The 17,759-nt window shown below is 29.9% G+C and carries 15 protein-coding genes and 1 riboswitch; of the genes, 13 read left to right on the forward strand and 2 right to left on the reverse strand.

Annotated elements, in window-relative coordinates; genetic code table 11:
• Positions 1-65: 65 nt before the first annotated feature.
• The 3 genes from rny to F3K33_RS06545 all read left to right on the forward strand — a co-directional run bounded on the left by rny (position 66) and on the right by F3K33_RS06545 (position 2,471).
• Complete coding sequence (rny, locus tag F3K33_RS06535) at positions 66-1,607, forward strand: ribonuclease Y (RefSeq protein WP_011968554.1); 1,542 nt, start codon at positions 66-68, stop codon at positions 1,605-1,607.
• A gap of 220 nt (positions 1,608-1,827) precedes the next feature.
• The gene (locus tag F3K33_RS06540) at positions 1,828-2,088 is read left to right on the forward strand and encodes a stage V sporulation protein S (protein WP_009169189.1); all 261 of its coding nucleotides are present in this window, start codon (positions 1,828-1,830) and stop codon (positions 2,086-2,088) included.
• Positions 2,089-2,210: 122 nt separating this feature from the next.
• Positions 2,211-2,471, forward strand: a complete 261-nt coding sequence (locus tag F3K33_RS06545) for an HPr family phosphocarrier protein (protein WP_011968555.1) — start codon at positions 2,211-2,213, stop codon at positions 2,469-2,471.
• 127 nt (positions 2,472-2,598) lie between these two features.
• Here F3K33_RS06545 and F3K33_RS06550 read toward each other — a convergent pair whose 3' ends face one another.
• Entirely contained in the window at positions 2,599-2,817 is a 219-nt protein-coding gene (locus F3K33_RS06550; RefSeq protein ID WP_011968556.1) for a DUF378 domain-containing protein, read from the reverse strand.
• A gap of 201 nt (positions 2,818-3,018) precedes the next feature.
• Here F3K33_RS06550 and purB point away from each other — a divergent pair, with 201 nt between their 5' ends.
• Entirely contained in the window at positions 3,019-4,449 is a 1,431-nt protein-coding gene (gene purB / locus F3K33_RS06555; RefSeq protein WP_039772241.1) for an adenylosuccinate lyase, read from the forward strand.
• 449 nt (positions 4,450-4,898) lie between these two features.
• Here the strand turns inward: purB and F3K33_RS06560 are convergent, their stop codons facing one another.
• Positions 4,899-5,894, reverse strand: coding sequence for an amidase domain-containing protein (locus F3K33_RS06560; RefSeq protein ID WP_039772239.1), 996 nt, complete (start codon positions 5,892-5,894; stop codon positions 4,899-4,901).
• A gap of 459 nt (positions 5,895-6,353) precedes the next feature.
• Here F3K33_RS06560 and F3K33_RS06565 point away from each other — a divergent pair, with 459 nt between their 5' ends.
• From F3K33_RS06565 to F3K33_RS06605, 9 genes are all read left to right on the forward strand, one after another.
• Complete coding sequence (locus F3K33_RS06565; RefSeq protein WP_039772237.1) at positions 6,354-7,604, forward strand: DUF6398 domain-containing protein; 1,251 nt, start codon at positions 6,354-6,356, stop codon at positions 7,602-7,604.
• 53 nt (positions 7,605-7,657) lie between these two features.
• Positions 7,658-7,773, forward strand: a riboswitch (FMN riboswitch).
• Between the two features lie 333 nt (positions 7,774-8,106).
• On the forward strand, positions 8,107-9,192 hold the full coding sequence (ribD, locus tag F3K33_RS06570; RefSeq protein WP_023973306.1) for a bifunctional diaminohydroxyphosphoribosylaminopyrimidine deaminase/5-amino-6-(5-phosphoribosylamino)uracil reductase RibD: 1,086 nt from the start codon (positions 8,107-8,109) through the stop codon (positions 9,190-9,192).
• A 25-nt stretch (positions 9,193-9,217) separates the two neighbouring features.
• Positions 9,218-9,868: a riboflavin synthase gene (locus tag F3K33_RS06575; protein ID WP_011968561.1), complete on the forward strand. Its 651-nt coding sequence runs from the start codon at positions 9,218-9,220 to the stop codon at positions 9,866-9,868.
• A gap of 64 nt (positions 9,869-9,932) precedes the next feature.
• The gene (locus F3K33_RS06580; protein ID WP_077723640.1) at positions 9,933-11,126 is read left to right on the forward strand and encodes a bifunctional 3,4-dihydroxy-2-butanone-4-phosphate synthase/GTP cyclohydrolase II; all 1,194 of its coding nucleotides are present in this window, start codon (positions 9,933-9,935) and stop codon (positions 11,124-11,126) included.
• A gap of 167 nt (positions 11,127-11,293) precedes the next feature.
• Positions 11,294-11,758 (forward strand): 6,7-dimethyl-8-ribityllumazine synthase, encoded by a 465-nt coding sequence (gene ribH, locus F3K33_RS06585; RefSeq protein ID WP_023973304.1) that lies wholly within the window; start codon positions 11,294-11,296, stop codon positions 11,756-11,758.
• 1,308 nt (positions 11,759-13,066) lie between these two features.
• Positions 13,067-14,071, forward strand: coding sequence for a LacI family DNA-binding transcriptional regulator (locus F3K33_RS06590; RefSeq protein ID WP_039772234.1), 1,005 nt, complete (start codon positions 13,067-13,069; stop codon positions 14,069-14,071).
• Between the two features lie 477 nt (positions 14,072-14,548).
• Positions 14,549-15,862, forward strand: a complete 1,314-nt coding sequence (locus F3K33_RS06595) for an ABC transporter substrate-binding protein (RefSeq protein ID WP_023973302.1) — start codon at positions 14,549-14,551, stop codon at positions 15,860-15,862.
• 113 nt (positions 15,863-15,975) lie between these two features.
• The gene (locus tag F3K33_RS06600; protein WP_039772232.1) at positions 15,976-16,872 is read left to right on the forward strand and encodes a carbohydrate ABC transporter permease; all 897 of its coding nucleotides are present in this window, start codon (positions 15,976-15,978) and stop codon (positions 16,870-16,872) included.
• Positions 16,862-17,695 (forward strand): carbohydrate ABC transporter permease, encoded by an 834-nt coding sequence (locus tag F3K33_RS06605; protein ID WP_023973300.1) that lies wholly within the window; start codon positions 16,862-16,864, stop codon positions 17,693-17,695. The genes F3K33_RS06600 and F3K33_RS06605 overlap by 11 nt, the downstream gene beginning before the upstream one ends.
• Positions 17,696-17,759: the final 64 nt, after the last annotated feature.

Consider the following 17,759-nt stretch of genomic DNA (forward strand, 5'->3'; position numbering starts at 1 on the left):
ATGACACCTACTATACTTTCTTGTTAATAATATAATGAGAAAATGATAAATTAGGAGGTGTTTATGTGGTAACAGCAGTAATGATATTAATAGATGTAATAGTTTTATTAATATTAGGAATAGTGGTTTATAAAACGATTCAAAACATATCAAAAGCAAAGATTGAATCGCTTGAAAAAGAAGCAGAAGAAATTCTAGTAAGAGCTAAAAAGGATGCAGAAGCAACTAAAAAAGAAGCAATCCTTGAGGCAAAAGAAGAACTTCATAAATTAAGAAATGATTTTGATAAGGAATCTCGTGAGAGAAGAAATGAGATTCAAAGGCTTGAAAGAAGAGTAATTCAAAGAGAAGAAGCACTTGATAAAAAGAGTGAACTTCTTGAAAAGAAAGACGAAACAATCAATCAAAGAATGCTTGAGGTAGATCAAGTAGAAGCAAGAGTACAGAAGCTTTATGAAGAAAGAAGAGCAGAACTTGAAAGAATATCGGCTCTATCTAGTGAAGAAGCACGTGAGATTCTTCTAGATGAAATAAGGAAAGAAATTACACACGATGCAGCTTTAATGATAAAAGATATTGAAAGTAAGGCAAAAGAAGAGGCAGACAAGAGAGCAAGGGAAGTAATTACAACTGCGATCCAAAGATGTGCTGCCGATCATGTGTCTGAATCAACTGTACACGTTGTTGCACTACCGAATGATGAGATGAAAGGTAGAATAATAGGTAGAGAAGGAAGAAACATTAGAACCTTGGAAACATTAACAGGAGTTGATTTAATTATAGATGATACTCCAGAAGCAGTCATTCTTTCTAGCTTTGATCCAATTAGGAGAGAAGTTGCGAGAATGGCACTAGAAAAGTTAATAGTGGATGGCAGAATACATCCAGCGAGAATCGAAGAGATGGTTGAAAGAGCAACTAAGGACGTGGAAAGTAGTATAAAAGAAGAAGGAGAGCAAGCAGCTCTTGAAACTAGTGTACATGGACTACATCCTGAAATTATAAGACTTCTTGGTAGATTAAAGTATAGAACAAGTTATGGGCAAAATGTGTTAAAGCATTCCATAGAAGTTTCATACTTAGCTGGCTTAATGGCTTCAGAGCTAGGTTTAGATGTTACTTTAGCTAAAAGAGCAGGATTGCTACACGATATTGGTAAAGCTGTGGATCAAGAGCAAGAAGGGCCTCATGCTCTAATTGGTGGAGATCTAGCTAAAAAGTATCACGAATCGCCATTAGTAATAAATGCAATAGCAGCACATCATTCAGATGTAGAAATGCAATCTTTAGAAGCAGTACTAGTTCAAGCGGCAGATGCAATATCAGCGGCTAGACCAGGCGCTAGAAGAGAGACATTGGAAGCATACATTAAGAGATTGGAAAAGTTAGAGGAAATTGCAAATTCACATGAAGGTGTAGAAAAGTCATATGCCATTCAAGCTGGTAGAGAGATTAGAATTATGGTTAAACCAGATAAAGTAGATGATGCTGGAACAATTGAATTGGCACGTAATTTAGTTAAGAGTGTCGAGGAAGAACTTGAATATCCAGGACAAATTAAAATTAATGTCATAAGAGAAACTAGAGCAGTAGATTTTGCTAAGTAAAAAAAGTGAAGTATATTTTGTTAAGTGATGAAATATACTTCGTTTTATTATAGATTAGATGTAATTAATTCATTTAAACTATAATTGAGTATATAAAAACAAAATACCTAGAAATAAAAATATTTTTTAATTTAGTAATTCTAAAAGGAATTTTAGGAATTATATAGAATATATTTAATGTAAACGATTTGTGTATTAAATTCTAGGAGGAATAACAAAAATGGAAGTATTAAAAGTATCAACAAAATCAAATCCTAATTCTGTAGCAGGTGCACTAGCAGCTATAATAAAGGAAAAAAATATTGCAGAAATTCAAGCTGTTGGTGCAGGTGCTATAAACCAAGCAGTTAAGGCTATTGCAATAGCAAGGGGATTTGTTGCACCAAGTGGAAAAGATATAGTATGTGTACCGGCTTTCACAGATATACAAATAGATGGAGAAGAAAGAACGGCCATAAAATTAATAGTACAACCTAGATAATTAAAATTATTTCTAAATTATCATATGAGCAATCATTTTTAAGTTGAAATTATCAATAAAAACGATTATACTATAATAGTTAAATGCTATATTTATTAATTTTTTGTAAAGAGGTGTATATAATGATAGCAAAAGAGGTTACAGTAAAAAATTCATCTGGTCTTCATGCTAGACCAGCAACATTATTAGTTAAGAAGGCTTCTTCATTTAAATCAGACGTTAGTATAGAATATAACGGCAAGAAAGCAAATGTAAAAAGCTTAATCGGAGTATTATCTTTAGCAGTAACTAAAGATGCTACTATCAAGGTTGTTGCTTCAGGAGATGACGAAGCTTTAGCAGTAGAAGAAATCGTTAAATTAGTTCAAACTTTAGAAGACTAATATACCAAAAAAGGTTCCATATTATTAATATGGAACCTTTTTTGGTGCATTAGTAGTATAAATATTAAATAATTTATATAAGTATAATTCTTGATATCGATTACTCATGCAGATCTTTAATTAAAGTCTAATTCTCATCCATTATTAAATTGCATCTAAATAGCAATGAAACCAAATCTAAGGCACCTAAAAATACTGCAATATAGATAAACCTCTCTATTATTGGAATATTCATAGAAATTAATTTTGCTATATTTAGGTTGAACAAACCTATTGTTCCCCAATTTAATGAACCTATAAGAACTAATAAAAAGGAAAGTTTATCTAAGATACCTATCTTACACATATTTCTTCACTCCAATCTTTAATATGATCCTTAGTATATATATATGATTCTTAGAGACAATAATAACAAAAATGTAAAATAAATTTAAATACAAAAGAGAACAAATAATTCTAAAATTAAATAGGCAAAAATGAAAAAAATATGATATAATACGAATGTTAAAAGAAAAAGCATAAAATATATTCGTGTGGAGGTTTTTAGATGAGAAATTTATATAGCACACCTTTAAATTCAAGATACGCATCAAAGGAAATGAGCTTTATTTTTTCTGATGATATGAAGTTTACAACTTGGAGAAAATTATGGGTAGCTTTAGCAGAAGGAGAAAGAGAACTCGGATTAAATATAACTGAGGAACAAATCAAAGAGTTAAAAGAACATATCAATGATATAAATTATGATGAGGCTGCTAAAAAAGAAAAAGAAGTTAGACATGATGTTATGAGTCATGTATATGCATATGGTCTTCAATGTCCAAGCGCAAAGGGAATTATCCATTTAGGAGCTACATCTTGTTATGTTGGAGATAATACAGATATTATAATAATGAGAGATGCTTTAAATCTAATTAAAAATAAAATAGTTACAGTTCTAAATCATTTGAAAAATTTTGCACTAGAATATAAAGACATGCCAACATTAGGTTTTACACATTTTCAACCAGCTCAATTAACTACAGTAGGAAAAAGAGCTACATTATGGATGCAAGATTTAGTAATGGATGTTGAAAATATAGACTTTTTATTATCAACATTAAAGCTTAGAGGTGTTAAGGGTACTACAGGTACTCAAGCTAGTTTTATGGAACTTTTTGATGGAGATGAAAATAAAGTTAAGTCTTTAGATAAAATTGTTGCAGAAAAAATGGGATTTGAAAAAAGTTATGGAGTAACAGGCCAAACATACCCAAGAAAACTTGATTCTATTGTATTAAATACATTATCGGAAATTGCTCAAAGTGCTTACAAATTTAGTAATGATTTAAGATTGCTTCAAAATATGAAGGAAATGGAAGAGCCATTTGAAAAAAATCAAATAGGATCATCAGCTATGGCATATAAGAGAAATCCTATGAGAAGTGAAAGAATAAGTGCATTAGCTAGATATGTAATAGTAGATGCATTAAATCCAGCAATTACAGCAGGAACTCAGTGGTTTGAAAGAACACTAGATGATTCAGCTAACAAGAGACTATCTGTAGCTGAAGGATTTTTAGCATTAGATGGAGTTTTAAATTTATACATAAATATTGCTGAAAACATGGTAGTATATGATAAAGTTATAGCATCTCACGTGCAAAGAGAATTACCATTTATGGCTACTGAAAATATAATGATGGAAGCTGTGAAAAGAGGTAAGGATAGACAAGAATTACATGAACAAATTAGAGTGCACTCTATGGCTGCTGCTCAAAGAGTAAAAGGAGAAGGGTTAGATAATGACCTAATAGATAGAATAATAAATGATGATTCATTTGGCCTATCTAAGGAAGAAATTCTAGCAATTATAGATCCAAATAAGTTTGTTGGAAGAGCACCAAGTCAAGTTGTTGAGTTTATAGATGAATATGTAGATCCTATTATTAAGAATAATGAAGATGCATTAAAAATCAAGAGTGAGATAACTGTATAACAATATAAACGTTAAAATTAAGCATATATATAAATCAAAGAAATGAGATACATATTTATGAATATGTATTTGAAAGCTAACTGTTATAAATGAAAGTTCAAATTTATAATTTGAGTTCACGAACTTAGTTAACTTATTAAAAATTGATTTAATTATAAGTAAGGTTGCTAAGGATTAGCTTGCAAGATTAAAGTTGAAGCAAGCTGGTCCTTAATGCAACCTCTTTTTATGTGCTTTCAGAGTTATGTTTTGTAGTATTCAGGTAAACATGTATCTGACTTAGATTTATAGATATAATAATCATAAACTATACTTAAACTATGAAGTATCTTCCAACCAGAAACTGGAACAAAAGTATATTATTCATTTCGGTGAGTTATACGAATAAGTATAGATTATAGTGTTGGGTTATCTATATATGATCTGGAGTTTGAGATAGATATTGTATATCAATCGAATTTTAAGGCTCTGAGTGTTGGATATCTGTTGGGATAAATTTGACTAAGAGGATAATTCAATTTGTCATAACTATGACAGCAATAAAGACAGTCACCATTTTGAAGCCTATAAGTAATAAAGCCATTATGAAAATATCGTCCTATAGACGGAGTGTAAAATTGAATTAAGCAGCCTCTATCTAATGATTTATCGTTTGGAAGCTTAGTGGCTTCTAATTTCTGCGTTATTAAGTATTGATATAGTTCTTCAACTCGAATCCAGGCATGAGTATATGGTTTCCAAGTTGCATTTTGACTGAAACCCCCAGCATGAATTATTTGAGACATAAAATTAGTACAATCCCCTCCGATGCCAGAAAATGATTTGTATTCAGGATTATAATTTAATGAAAATCTTTCAGCATAATCGCAGGCATCTGTGACATTAAATTTGGAAGCTCTTTTTTCATCATGGTTATTAGTAGAAAGCCAGCTAGAAGCTATGAACATTTCAAATAATGAATCAATTGATGAAAGTTTATCCTTATATACATTTATGTTGCTGTTTTTATTGAAATTACGGCTATTTACTAGGCTTGATAAATCAGTATTTAGGATATGTTCATATAAAAGTGGATTTTCTTCATTCTCTGCTATAAATTGTATTTTGCATTTGTCTTGCAAATACTCTAAAATGAGTATATATTCATTTATTGAAACTGAATTTATATTTTGAGGATAAGTTTTAACAATAAAAGAAGTCTTCAGAATCAGTTTAACCTTAATAAAACTTGGAATTTGTTCTAGTATATTATATGCATAATCAAATTTATAGTCTTTAAATGAAGAGTTTAATTTTTTTGCCCATTCAAAGTTGAATAATTTTTTTAGGTAAATTTCTTTTAATATGGTATCATCTAAATTATACTTATGTTTAGAAATTAAATTGATATTATTATAAGGCATTGATAGTAAAAAGGATAAATTATATAAACTATTTGTTAGCATATAGTTTCCTTATTTAAAATTGTTATCATTAAATATGTTTATGAGGGAAATTATAGAAATGTGTTAATAAATTCATTTTTTATAAAATTATTTGTTTGCATTACCTGATTGATAGTTTAATATGAGCTTTAGGCATAATCAAAAAATAACACTTCATTTATTTCGTATGCCTTAATGAACTAAAATTTTCAGAAAAATATATATTAAGATTGGTAATACCCTAGATAATAGATTAAAACAACAAAAATGTTTATAAAAATTTAAAAGTAGATACAAATATATTTAATATGTTATAATGTAATATGGACGAAAAAAGTAATGAACTTATAATATTTTTATAGAGAATATTGTAAATCTAAAATGAAAATTATAAATTTGGTGACTATACTTGCAAATTATAATTGTTGTAGGATAAAGTCAAATTTGTTAAAGATTTTTATAAAGGAGCTATAAGAAGAAATGCAAGAATTATCTAACGGAATAGCTAGCAAGTATGAAGAAATAATTGAAAAAATAAAGAGTTTTTCAGATGAATATCTCAATGAAGATTATAAGAATATTTGTGTTCTAGCAACAGAAACTTTATTTTTGAATTATGAAGAACAATTTAAAAAGGGGAAGAGCTTTTCATGGGGAGCAGGAATAGTGCATGCTATAGGAACTGCAAATAACTTATTTGATTCAAAAGAAAAGCCATATATTAAAGTTGCTGACTTATATAAGGAGTTTGGTGTTAGTAGTAGTACAGGCTCTAGTAAATCAAAGGAAGTAAAAAGCTTATTAGATATATCAAAAGATAATAATAAATGGATAATAGGCGAAAATAAGGATGCAGAAGCTTCAGAAGGTACTATGCTAAAAGCTAAAGAAGAAGTTGCATTAACTATGAATGATAAAATAGAAGAGGATAAAGCTGTTAAGGATGAAACAAAAGTTCCTTTTAAATTTGCTGTCCATAAAGATTATATAATGGCTCAAAGAACTATTGAGTGTGCATGGAGACAAAAGAATTATAAAAATAAAGCAAAATATGCAAAAGAAGCATTAGAAGTATATGAAGATTGTGCGGATGCATATATAATATTATCAAAAGATTCTAGTTTAAATAATAATCAGAGGACAGAACTTCTAGAAAAAGCAGTTAACGCAGCGAAGAATTTATTAAGAATAGATGATTTGAAAAATGCACCGGCAGAGCTTCTTAGATTAAAAATAGCGAGGCAACTTTTCGGAGCTAAGTATAGTTTAGCGATTCATTTATGGGAAATTGGTGAAAAAGAAGCTGCAATAGAGAATGCTTTAGAAATCCTAGAGTATGATGAGAAAGATGAATTAGTGGTTAGAAGTTTAGTAGTTAATTGGCTTTTAATTGAGGAGAGATATGAACAACTAAAAAGCCTGCTAGAAAAATATGAAAAAGATAATTTGGCAGCTATACATTATAGTAGAGTAGCGTTATTATATAAGATTAATGAAATTAAAGCGGCAGAAAGTGCTTTAAGAAGAGCATATAAGAGAAACCCGCATGTTATACCATACATATTAAAACAAAAAAGAGTTTCAAGTACCTTGCCTAATTTAATTAGATTTGGAAGCGAGGAAGAAGCTATGAAATATGCTAGCTTAGGTTTAGACATTTGGAATGATCCTAAGATGCTTCAATGGATTAAAGAAAAGAAGAAAGAATTCGATATCATAAATTTTAGCTAATCACTTTACAAAGATAAAACTTCATGATATCATAGTTATTGTAAATTAAATAAAGAAATCTTCGGGGTTGGGTGAAATTCCCTATCGGCGGTACAGCCCGCGAGCTTTAAAAAGCAGATTCGGTTAGATTCCGAAGCCGACAGTAAAGTCTGGATGAAAGAAGAGAGTAATGTTATAAATTATATTTAAAATTAAAGTTTTAAATGTTATTTGTTCGTATTTAAGTACCCTGAATTTATTAGAATTCAGGGTTTTTTTATTACAATATATTTTTTAAGTTTGAAATTATATAAGAATGATAGAACTGGCTTAAAATATATGCTGTAATATATAGGATAAATTTTAAAATTTTACTTGTATATATAAATAATCATTACAATTTTTTAAAACTCCGAGGATTTGAATCCCGGAGTTTCTTTATTATTCATTAAATTATAATTCAACTAAGTATTTATAAGATTATATTATAGGAAATAGTATGAAAAATTGGAGATGATTAGCTTTGGATGAGAAGTACATGGAGATAGCTTTAGAATTAGCTAAAAGAGGAATAGGTAAAGTAAATCCTAACCCACTAGTTGGAGCCGTTATAGTTAAAGACAATGAGATAATAGGAGAAGGTTATCATGAGTGCTATGGAGAAGCTCATGCAGAAAGAAATGCAGTGAAAAATGCAACAAAATCTGTGGAGGAAAGTACAATTTACGTCACACTAGAACCTTGTGCTCATTATGGAAAGACACCCCCATGCGTAGATTTAATAATTGAAAAAAAGTTTAAAAGAGTAGTAATAGGTATGTTAGATCCCAATGAACTAGTTTCTGGAAAAAGTGTGGAAAAGTTAAAACAGCATGGGATTGAAGTTGTAGTAGGTATTAAAGAAAAAGAATGTAAAGAATTGAATGAGATTTTTATAAAGTATATAACATCAAAGATTCCATTTGTCATTTTGAAAAGTGGAATGTCTATTGATGGGAAGATAGCAACTTATAGTGGAGAATCAAAATGGATTACATCTAAAGAATCTAGAGAAGATTCACAACACTTAAGAAATAGGTTTCATTCGATTATGGTAGGTGTAAACACGGTAATTGAAGATAATCCTGAACTCACATGCAGAATCAACGATGGAAAGAAGTTAATCAGGATTATTGTAGATAGTAATCTTAGAATCCCACTAGAGTCTAAAGTTCTCACAAATAGTGATAAAGCTGCAATAGTAGTAACTACTTTAAAATCAGATAAAGAAAAGAAAAAGAAATTAAGATCTATGGGCATTAAAGTTATAGAAGTGGCAGATAAAGATAATAGAGTTAATCTGAAAGAGCTGGTTAAGAGGGTTGGAGAAGAAGGAATAGATTCAATACTTATAGAAGGTGGAGGAACTTTAAATTTTTCTGCATTAGAAGAGAGAATTGTAGATAAAGTAAGATTTTATATAGCACCTAAGATAATAGGTGGACAAAAAAGCAGAAATAGTATAGCAGGAAAAGGATTCTTTAAATTAGATGATGCAGTTAGATTAGAGGACATTAATTATAGAACGATTGGAGAGGACTTAGTACTAGAAGGTTATGTTGCTAAATAAGAGATGAAAGAATAAGGAGGAGAAGATGTTTACTGGAATTATTGAAGAAGTTGGCGTGTTAGAGAAATTTAGCACAGGTAATGGCTTTGGAGTTATGGAAATCAAGTGTAGTGAAGTTTTAAAGGAAACTAGAGTCGGAGATAGTATAGCTACCAATGGAGTTTGCTTAACAGTAAAAGAAAAATATTCAGATTCTTTTAAAGCAGAAGTGATGGGCGAAACTTTAGAAAAAAGTAACTTAGGAAATTTAAAGGCTGGAGATAAAGTAAACCTTGAAAGGGCATTGAGATTAAGCGATAGGCTTGGTGGTCATATTGTAAGTGGACATATAGATGGTGTTGGAAAAATAGTTTCCATAAAAGAAGAAAGTAATGGAACTTGGTTTACTATATCTGCACCTGAGGAGGTACTAAGATACATTATATATAAAGGATCAATTGGAATAGATGGAATAAGCTTAACTGTTGCTTATGTTGATGATGAAGTATTTAAGGTTTCTGTTATACCTCATACTATAGATAATACTATACTTTCATATAAAAAAGTTAATTCAAAGGTTAATTTGGAGTGCGATTTAATTGGGAAATATGTGGAAAAGTTATTTGGTGGAAAAGAAAAAGAAGAAAATGAAAATAGCAATATTACAATGGAATTCCTAAGAAAAAATGGGTTTTAATCATATAAATCATCAGAATGAATTTTAAGTATATATAAAATACAAATTTAAGGAGCTGAGCATTATGTTTAATAGTATAGAAGAGGCATTAAAGGATATTAAAGAAGGGAAAATGATAATAATTGTAGATGACGAGGGAAGAGAAAATGAAGGAGATTTAGTAATTCCAGCAGAACTGGCTAATGGAGAAAATATTAATTTTATGATTAAGTACGCGAGGGGACTTGTTTGTACGCCAGTGGAAGAAGAAATTGCAGTGAAACTTGGATTAAATCCAATGGTTGAAAAAAATACGGACAACCATGAAACTGCTTTTACAGTATCCATAGATCATAAGGATACGACAACAGGCATATCAGCATTTGAAAGAGCTTATACAATAAACAAACTTGTAACTGCAAGTGAAGCAGATGACTTTAGACGACCAGGCCATGTATTTCCTTTGATAGCTAAGAATGGCGGAGTATTTGAGAGGATTGGACATACAGAGGCATCGGTAGATTTGGCAAAGCTTGCAGGATTTAAAGGTGCGGCAGTTATATGTGAAATAGTAAAAGACGATGGAACAATGGCAAGGCGTGATGATTTGATAAAGTTTGCTAAGGAGCATAACTTAAAGATAGTTACTATAGCTGATCTAGTTAAATACAGAAAAGAAGAACATTTAAGTGTTGTTATGGAAACGGAAGCTAATCTTCCAACTAAGTATGGGAATTTTAAAGTACTCGCATTTAAAGAAAAAGATTCCTCAAAATGTCATTTGGCTTTAGTCAAAGGAGATATTAAAAATAATGATGAACCAATACTTGTTAGAGTTCATTCTGAATGTTTAACTGGAGATGCTCTAGGATCTAGAAAATGCGATTGTGGAGAACAATATGAAGCTTCGATGAGAATGATAGCAAAAGAGGACTCAGGAATACTTCTGTATATGAGACAGGAAGGAAGAGGAATTGGCCTTTTAAATAAATTGAAAGCATATGCACTTCAAGATGAGGGATTGGATACAGTAGATGCAAATTTAGCTCTAGGATTTAGAGAAGACATGAGAGATTACAAAACAAGTGCTGACATGCTTAAGATTTTAGGGATAAAGAATGTTAGATTAATTACTAATAACCCAGATAAAATAGAAGGATTAGAAAAAAATGATATAAAAGTTTCAGAAAGAGTTTCAATACAAATGCCTTTGAATGAAAATGATGAATTTTATTTAAAGACTAAAAAAGAAAGAATGAATCATTTGCTAAATATTTGATAATCAAATTCTAATAACATGTTACTGCATTTAAAGTAATATTAGATGAGATAAATTAGGTGGAATATTTGTGGTTATAAGTTCAATTAGTATTTAGTTTACATGCAAATCTAATTGAAGTTGATAAAAAATAAAATAAATAATATAAAATATTGGAGGAAAAAATAATGAATATATTTGAAGGAAATTTAGTTTCAGAAGGATTAAAATTTGGGATAGTAGTAGGAAGATTTAATGAATTTATTGGAGGAAAACTTTTAGAAGGCGCAATAGACGGATTAAAGAGACATGGTGTGAAAGAAGAAGATATCGATATTGCATGGGTGCCAGGTGCTTTTGAAATACCACTAATTGCTAAAAAAATGGCTAAGAGCCCTAAATACGATGGGGTAATATGTTTAGGAGCAGTAATAAAAGGATCTACATCACATTATGACTATGTTTGCTCAGAAGTATCAAAAGGAGTTGCGAGTGTTTCGCTTGAAAGTGGAAAGCCAGTAATTTTTGGTGTTCTTACAACAAATACTATAGAACAAGCAATTGAAAGAGCAGGAACTAAAGCTGGTAATAAAGGATATGAAAGTGCAGTTTCAGCAATAGAAATGGCCAATTTACTTAATACAATAGGATAAAATATTTTTGCATATATAGATAAACAATATATGACTTAGACTTATGCAATAGTCTACCGAAAGCAGAAACATTGTTATTTCACAGGACTATGAAAATTTCACTGAAAGTGCTAAATTGCAGGTTGCACAACTAAAGCTTGCTCCAAATTTCATTGTGATAAGCATTAGTTGAACACCCTACAATTAAGAACTTTTAGCAGCTCATTTTCAATGCCTGTTGCATAAAAATGTTTCTGCTTTCTAGTATGGCGTTTATTGTAAAGTATAAATCAAATTCCTAAGTTGTTTATCCATAGGCGTAATGATAGGTGAGCCTATGTGGACATCAGTAGAATCGAATATATATTTGTTCCATAGACTTAAGAAAATTTCGATGGAAATCTCTAAGTAAAAGTTGTACCTATTTTTGCATGGCATGTTCCTCAAACAAGTTGATGAGAATCAGTAAACTCATATATAAGTCTAGTCTATAGCTTAGATATATTCTATGATCCTATGAAAATAAATTAAGACTATAAATATATCTATATATTTATATAGAATTAAAGTTATATATTTTTAAAGAAATATATGTACGTATAAAAATATTTTCATATGTACATATATAAATATTTATAGGAAACATCAGGGTTAAGGGCTACTTATGCTTATAAGAGAGCATATCATTTCTAGCATAAATATATATTTGATTTATATTATATGAGTGCTTTTACATAAGAAGTGAAATTAATTATGTGGCGGAAATAAAGTAAGCTGTCCAAGTTATTTAGGGGAAGAGGGGGAACGCTTTGCTTATTCAATTTAAAATGGAATAAGTTTAAGTGGAACCCTCTTTCTCTTAATTATTTCTGAAGTTCTCATAGCTTTTCGGAATAAAATATTTATAATTTTGGTAAGCTCCATATTAGTCGTGATATATAAAAAGACAAAACAATTATTAGTTGGATTTATACTATGATATATCATTAACTAGAAAGTGGAAACATTTTTATGCAGCAGGCATTTAAAAATGAGATGTTAAAAGTTCTTAATTGGAGGTTGTTCAAATAATGCTTGTCACAATGAAATTGGGAGCAAGCATTATTTGTGCAACCCGCAATTTAGCACTTTCAGCGAAATTTTCATAGTCCTGCGAAATAACAATGTCTCTACTTTCGGTGAATTGACGCATAATGCCATCTATATAAGAAAAGTATCACAACAGTTTGACTATATTTTGCTTGTGAGATACACTTAAATTAGATTTGTTTTCAGCAAAATCTCGTGTTTAATTTTTTTGGACTATGCGAGCTAAAGGAGGAAGTTAAGTTGGCCACTATAAAGGAAATAGCTTCTATAGCAGAAGTTTCTATAGCAACAGTTTCTAGAGTTTTAAATTTTGATGAAACATTAAATGTAAGTGATGCAACAAGGGAAAAAATATTAAAAATAGCAGATGAACTTGATTATGTTTCAGCAAAAACAAAAAAAGCTAAGAATAAGAAAAGTAAGGATATAGGAATTATTTATTGGTATAACTATGAGGAAGAATTAGGAGATCCATATTACTTATCAATAAGGTTAGCTGCTGAAAAAAAATGTAATGAAAATAATTTTAATTTGGTGAAGCTAAGTGAGGATAGCAGTATTGAGGATGTTAAGAATGTTAGTGGAATAATTGCTATTGGAAAGTTCTCTTCAAGTATCATAGATAAATTAGCAAGTGCCAATGATAATATAGTATTTGTAGATTTTTCACCTGATGAAAATAAATTTGATTCAGTAATGGCGGATTTAGGAAAAGCAACTTATGAAATCTTAGATTATTTGTATAGTTTAGGCCATAGAAAGATTGGTTTCATTGGTGGGAATAAATTAGAATGCATAGATTATAGAGATATATATTTGGATAAAAGGGATATGAAATATAAAGAATTTATGGAAAGTAAGAATATCTATAATAATAAATACATATATGAGACGGAGAGATTCACTTTTAAAGCTGGATATAATCTTATGAAGGAAGCATTAAAATCTAAAAATAACATAACAGCTTTTTTTATTGGAAATGATACAATGGCAGTCGGGGCTTACAAAGCAATTTCAGAGGAAGGATTATCAATACCAGAGGATATAAGCATAATTGGATTTAATGATCAGCCTAGTGCAAAGTATATGATACCAGCTCTAACTACAATAAGAATACCAAGTGAGTATTTAGGAAAAGCAGCTGTTGACTTGCTGCTTGAAAATTTGAATGGAATTAGGGAATATAATAAAAAAGTAATAATACCAACTGAATTTAAAATTAGAGAGAGTTGTAAGAGAATATAGAAAATAAGCAGTAGCCTTTTGTGGAAAAGGGTTACTATTTTTTTGCTCTAAATGAATATATATGCAAAAACAATTCTTCATCATAATTCTAAAAATATTGCAAGAATTTTAGCCGTAATTGTGAATTATGAAATGTGCATTGTGAATTGCAACATATATATTTAAACTTTTGAAGAATTAGATAAAGAAAAAATACAAAAAGCATGTTAGATTTTTATCACCATTAAATCTAACGTGAAGATTAAATTCTTTTATTGAAAAAGACGAGTTTAATATTTACATCAAACTAATAAAAAAATGCTAATAACCAAAAAAAGTACAAATCCCAATATTAATATTATAAAATTATTACAAATTGATACCAATAATGCAATAACGTTTACTATATTGAGAATGCTATAATGTAAACAAATACATAACTAATATAAATTAGAAAATTATTTATGTATAAACTTTAATTTCAAGGGGGAATAATTTATGAAACTTAAAAAGATTATGGCTGCAGTTGTAACTGGCATGATGGCTTTTAGTTTAATAGCATGTGGTTCATCATCAGGTGGTAGCAATGCTTCATCATCAAGCAAAGGAAAAGATGATAAAACAATTACTATCTGGGCTTGGGATGATACATTCAATATAAAAGCAGCTAATATGGCTAAAGAAAAATATCTAAAGGATCACCCGGATGTAACTATTAACGTAGTAAGTATGGCACAAGATGATGTAGTGCAAAAATTAAATACAGGTCTTTCATCTGGAACATATGATGGGCTTCCTAATGTTGTGTTAATTGAAGACTATAAAATTCAAAATTATTTGCAATCTTATCCAGGCGAGATTAAAGATTTAAGTGGAAAAATAGATAAAAGTAAATTTATGGATTATAAATTAAAATCTATGCAGCAAGGTGATAAGACTTACGGGGTACCATTTGATAGTGGCGTAACAGCGTTATTTTATAGAACAGATTTAATTGAACAAGCTGGATATAAGAAAGAAGATATGCAAAACCTTACTTGGGAAAAATATATAGAAATTGGTAAAGCTGTTAAAGCTAAAACTGGAAAAGCTATGATAACTATAGATCCAAGTGATTTAAATCAACTAAGAGCTATGATGCAATCAGCTGGTTCATGGTATGTTAAAGATGATGGAAAAACAGTAAATATTGCTGGTAATCAAGCTTTAAAAGATGCAATTAATATATACAAGCAAATGGTTGATGCAGGAATTACAAAGCAAGTATCAGGATGGGATGCATTTATAGCAGCATTCCAAAAAGGTGACGTTGCTACTGTGCCAAGTGGATGTTGGGTTTCATCTTCAATACAAGCTTCTGAAGACCAGAGTGGAAAATGGGCAGTAGCAGCTATTCCAAGAATGGCTTCAAATCCAAAATCAGTTAATGCATCTAACCTTGGTGGTAGTAGCTGGTATGTTCTAGATAAGGTTGGAAATTCAGATTTAGCTGCTGACTTTTTAGCAAATACTTTTGCATCAGATGATGCTTTAATGAATGATTTAGTTCCAGCAATTGGTTTAGTAAGTACATTAAAATCAGCAAGTACAAGTGAAAATTATAGTAAGCCAATAAAATTTTATGGAGATCAACAAGTATTTAAAGATTTATCAGCTTGGGCTGAAAAGGTTCCATCTGTAAACTATGGTCTTTACACATATCAATTGGAAAGTGTTATGTCAGAAGGGATGCAGGCTATTGTTAATGGAGCCGATATAGACGAAACTCTTCAGAAAACTCAAGCTCAAGCAGAAGCAGCTGTAAGCAAATAACACAGATAAAATAACCGTAATTTGAAAAATATGAATTTGTAAAGGCTATTTGTTAAAAGTTTAAATATATGTTTAGCAAATGGCCTTTTATAAATCCTAAAGGAGTTGAAAAAATGAAACGCAAAATTGGATCTGGTATTAACAGCAAAGAAAACTTTTGGGGATGGATTTATGTAGCATTAGGTACATTTTTAATAGGACTATTTGTGTTTTTTCCAATGATACAATCTTTGATAATGTCACTACAATCAGGTAAAGGTAATAATTTAAAATTTAGTGGTTTTAGTAACTATGTGAGAATGTTTTCAGATGCAACTTTGATTAAAGCAGTTGGAAATACATTTATATTTTTAATAGTCCAAGTTCCAATAATGATTATTTTAGCACTTATTATTTCTTCAGTTCTCAATGATAAAAAATTAAAATTTAGTGGCTTTTTTAGAACAGCAATTTTCTTACCTTGTGTAGCATCTTTAGTTGGATATTCAGTTATTATAAAGAGCATATTTGCATCAGATGGTTTAGTAAATAAATTGCTTATCAATATACATTTAATTTCAGTACCAATTGAATGGATTACAGATCCATTTTGGGCTAAGATATTGATTATTATAGCCATAACATGGAGATGGACAGGTTATAATATGATATTTTATTTGTCAGGCTTACAAAATATTGATCATTCGATTTATGAAGCAGCAGAAATTGATGGAGCATCTCCATTTAAAAAATTCATATCTATAACAGTGCCACTATTAAAACCTATAATATTATTTACAACAATTACTTCAACAATTGGTACATTACAGTTATTTGATGAACCTATGAATATCACAAAAGGTGGTCCTGCCAATGCAACAACTACCATTTCTAAATATATATATGACTTATGTTTCACATATACACCAGACTTTGGATATGCAACAGCGGTAGCTTATCTTGTTGTTATTATAGTGGTAGTGTTAGCTATAATCCAATTCAAAATAGGAGGAGATAAGAATGACAAGTAAAATGAATAGAGTATTTAAATATATATTTTTGAGTATAGCATCTTTTGTTTCTATATTTCCGTTTTTTTGGATGGTTATTAGTGCAACAAATAAATCTGTTGATGTAACAAGAGGAAAACTAATTCCTGGGCATAGCTTTATGGAAAATTTAAATAATCTTTTTAAGCCAGAATTGGGATTTGCTTCTTCATTAGTTAATTCAGCAGAAATTGCGATTATAACTACAATTCTTGCACTCCTTGTTTCATCAATAGCAGGATATGGATTTGAAATATTTAGAACAAAAGCTAGAGATAGACTATTTAACATTTTACTTTTGTCTATGATGGTTCCATTTTCAGCTTTGATGATTCCATTATTCAAATTTTTCTCAAATTTAAAAAGTTCACCATTGGGCTTTCTTGGGGTGAATACATTATGGGCTGTAGTTTTGCCTAGTGTTTGTACTGCATTTTTAATTTTCTTCTTTAGACAAAATGCTAAATCATTTCCTAAAGAAATTTTAGAAGCAGCAAGAATTGATGGTTTGGGCGAAGCTGGAATTTTCTTTAAGATATTTTTCCCAACTATGAGAACAACCTATGCAGCAGCAGCGATTATAACATTTATGAGTGCATGGAATGCTTATTTATGGCCATTGATTGCATTGCAATCACCAGAAAAGAAAACTGTTTTACTTATAATTTCAAAGTTAGCGTCAAGTTACTCCCCAGATTATGGATTAATAATGATGGCTATAGTAATTACGACTTTACCAACTGCATTTGTATTCTTTGTTATGCAAAAACACTTTGTTGCAGGAATGACTGGTTCAATAAAATAAAATTTAATAGAACTAAAGATATAAGTATATATAAATTTTAAATAATATAATTCATTAAATAATT

It is taken from the genome of Clostridium beijerinckii (assembly GCF_008705175.1).
Taxonomy (GTDB): Bacteria; Bacillota; Clostridia; order Clostridiales; family Clostridiaceae; genus Clostridium; species Clostridium beijerinckii.

What these genes read in the sequence shown, in the direction of transcription:
- F3K33_RS06540 (WP_009169189.1), top strand. Translation starts at nt 1,828, where the DNA reads ATGGAAGTATTAAAAGTATCAACAAAATCAAATCCTAATTCTGTAGCA.
- F3K33_RS06545 (WP_011968555.1), top strand. Translation starts at nt 2,211, where the DNA reads ATGATAGCAAAAGAGGTTACAGTAAAAAATTCATCTGGTCTTCATGCT.
- F3K33_RS06550 (WP_011968556.1), bottom strand. Translation starts at nt 2,817, where the DNA reads ATGTGTAAGATAGGTATCTTAGATAAACTTTCCTTTTTATTAGTTCTT.
- purB (WP_039772241.1), top strand. Translation starts at nt 3,019, where the DNA reads ATGAGAAATTTATATAGCACACCTTTAAATTCAAGATACGCATCAAAG.
- F3K33_RS06560 (WP_039772239.1), bottom strand. Translation starts at nt 5,894, where the DNA reads ATGCTAACAAATAGTTTATATAATTTATCCTTTTTACTATCAATGCCT.
- F3K33_RS06565 (WP_039772237.1), top strand. Translation starts at nt 6,354, where the DNA reads ATGCAAGAATTATCTAACGGAATAGCTAGCAAGTATGAAGAAATAATT.
- F3K33_RS06575 (WP_011968561.1), top strand. Translation starts at nt 9,218, where the DNA reads ATGTTTACTGGAATTATTGAAGAAGTTGGCGTGTTAGAGAAATTTAGC.
- F3K33_RS06580 (WP_077723640.1), top strand. Translation starts at nt 9,933, where the DNA reads ATGTTTAATAGTATAGAAGAGGCATTAAAGGATATTAAAGAAGGGAAA.
- ribH (WP_023973304.1), top strand. Translation starts at nt 11,294, where the DNA reads ATGAATATATTTGAAGGAAATTTAGTTTCAGAAGGATTAAAATTTGGG.
- F3K33_RS06595 (WP_023973302.1), top strand. Translation starts at nt 14,549, where the DNA reads ATGAAACTTAAAAAGATTATGGCTGCAGTTGTAACTGGCATGATGGCT.
- F3K33_RS06600 (WP_039772232.1), top strand. Translation starts at nt 15,976, where the DNA reads ATGAAACGCAAAATTGGATCTGGTATTAACAGCAAAGAAAACTTTTGG.
- F3K33_RS06605 (WP_023973300.1), top strand. Translation starts at nt 16,862, where the DNA reads ATGACAAGTAAAATGAATAGAGTATTTAAATATATATTTTTGAGTATA.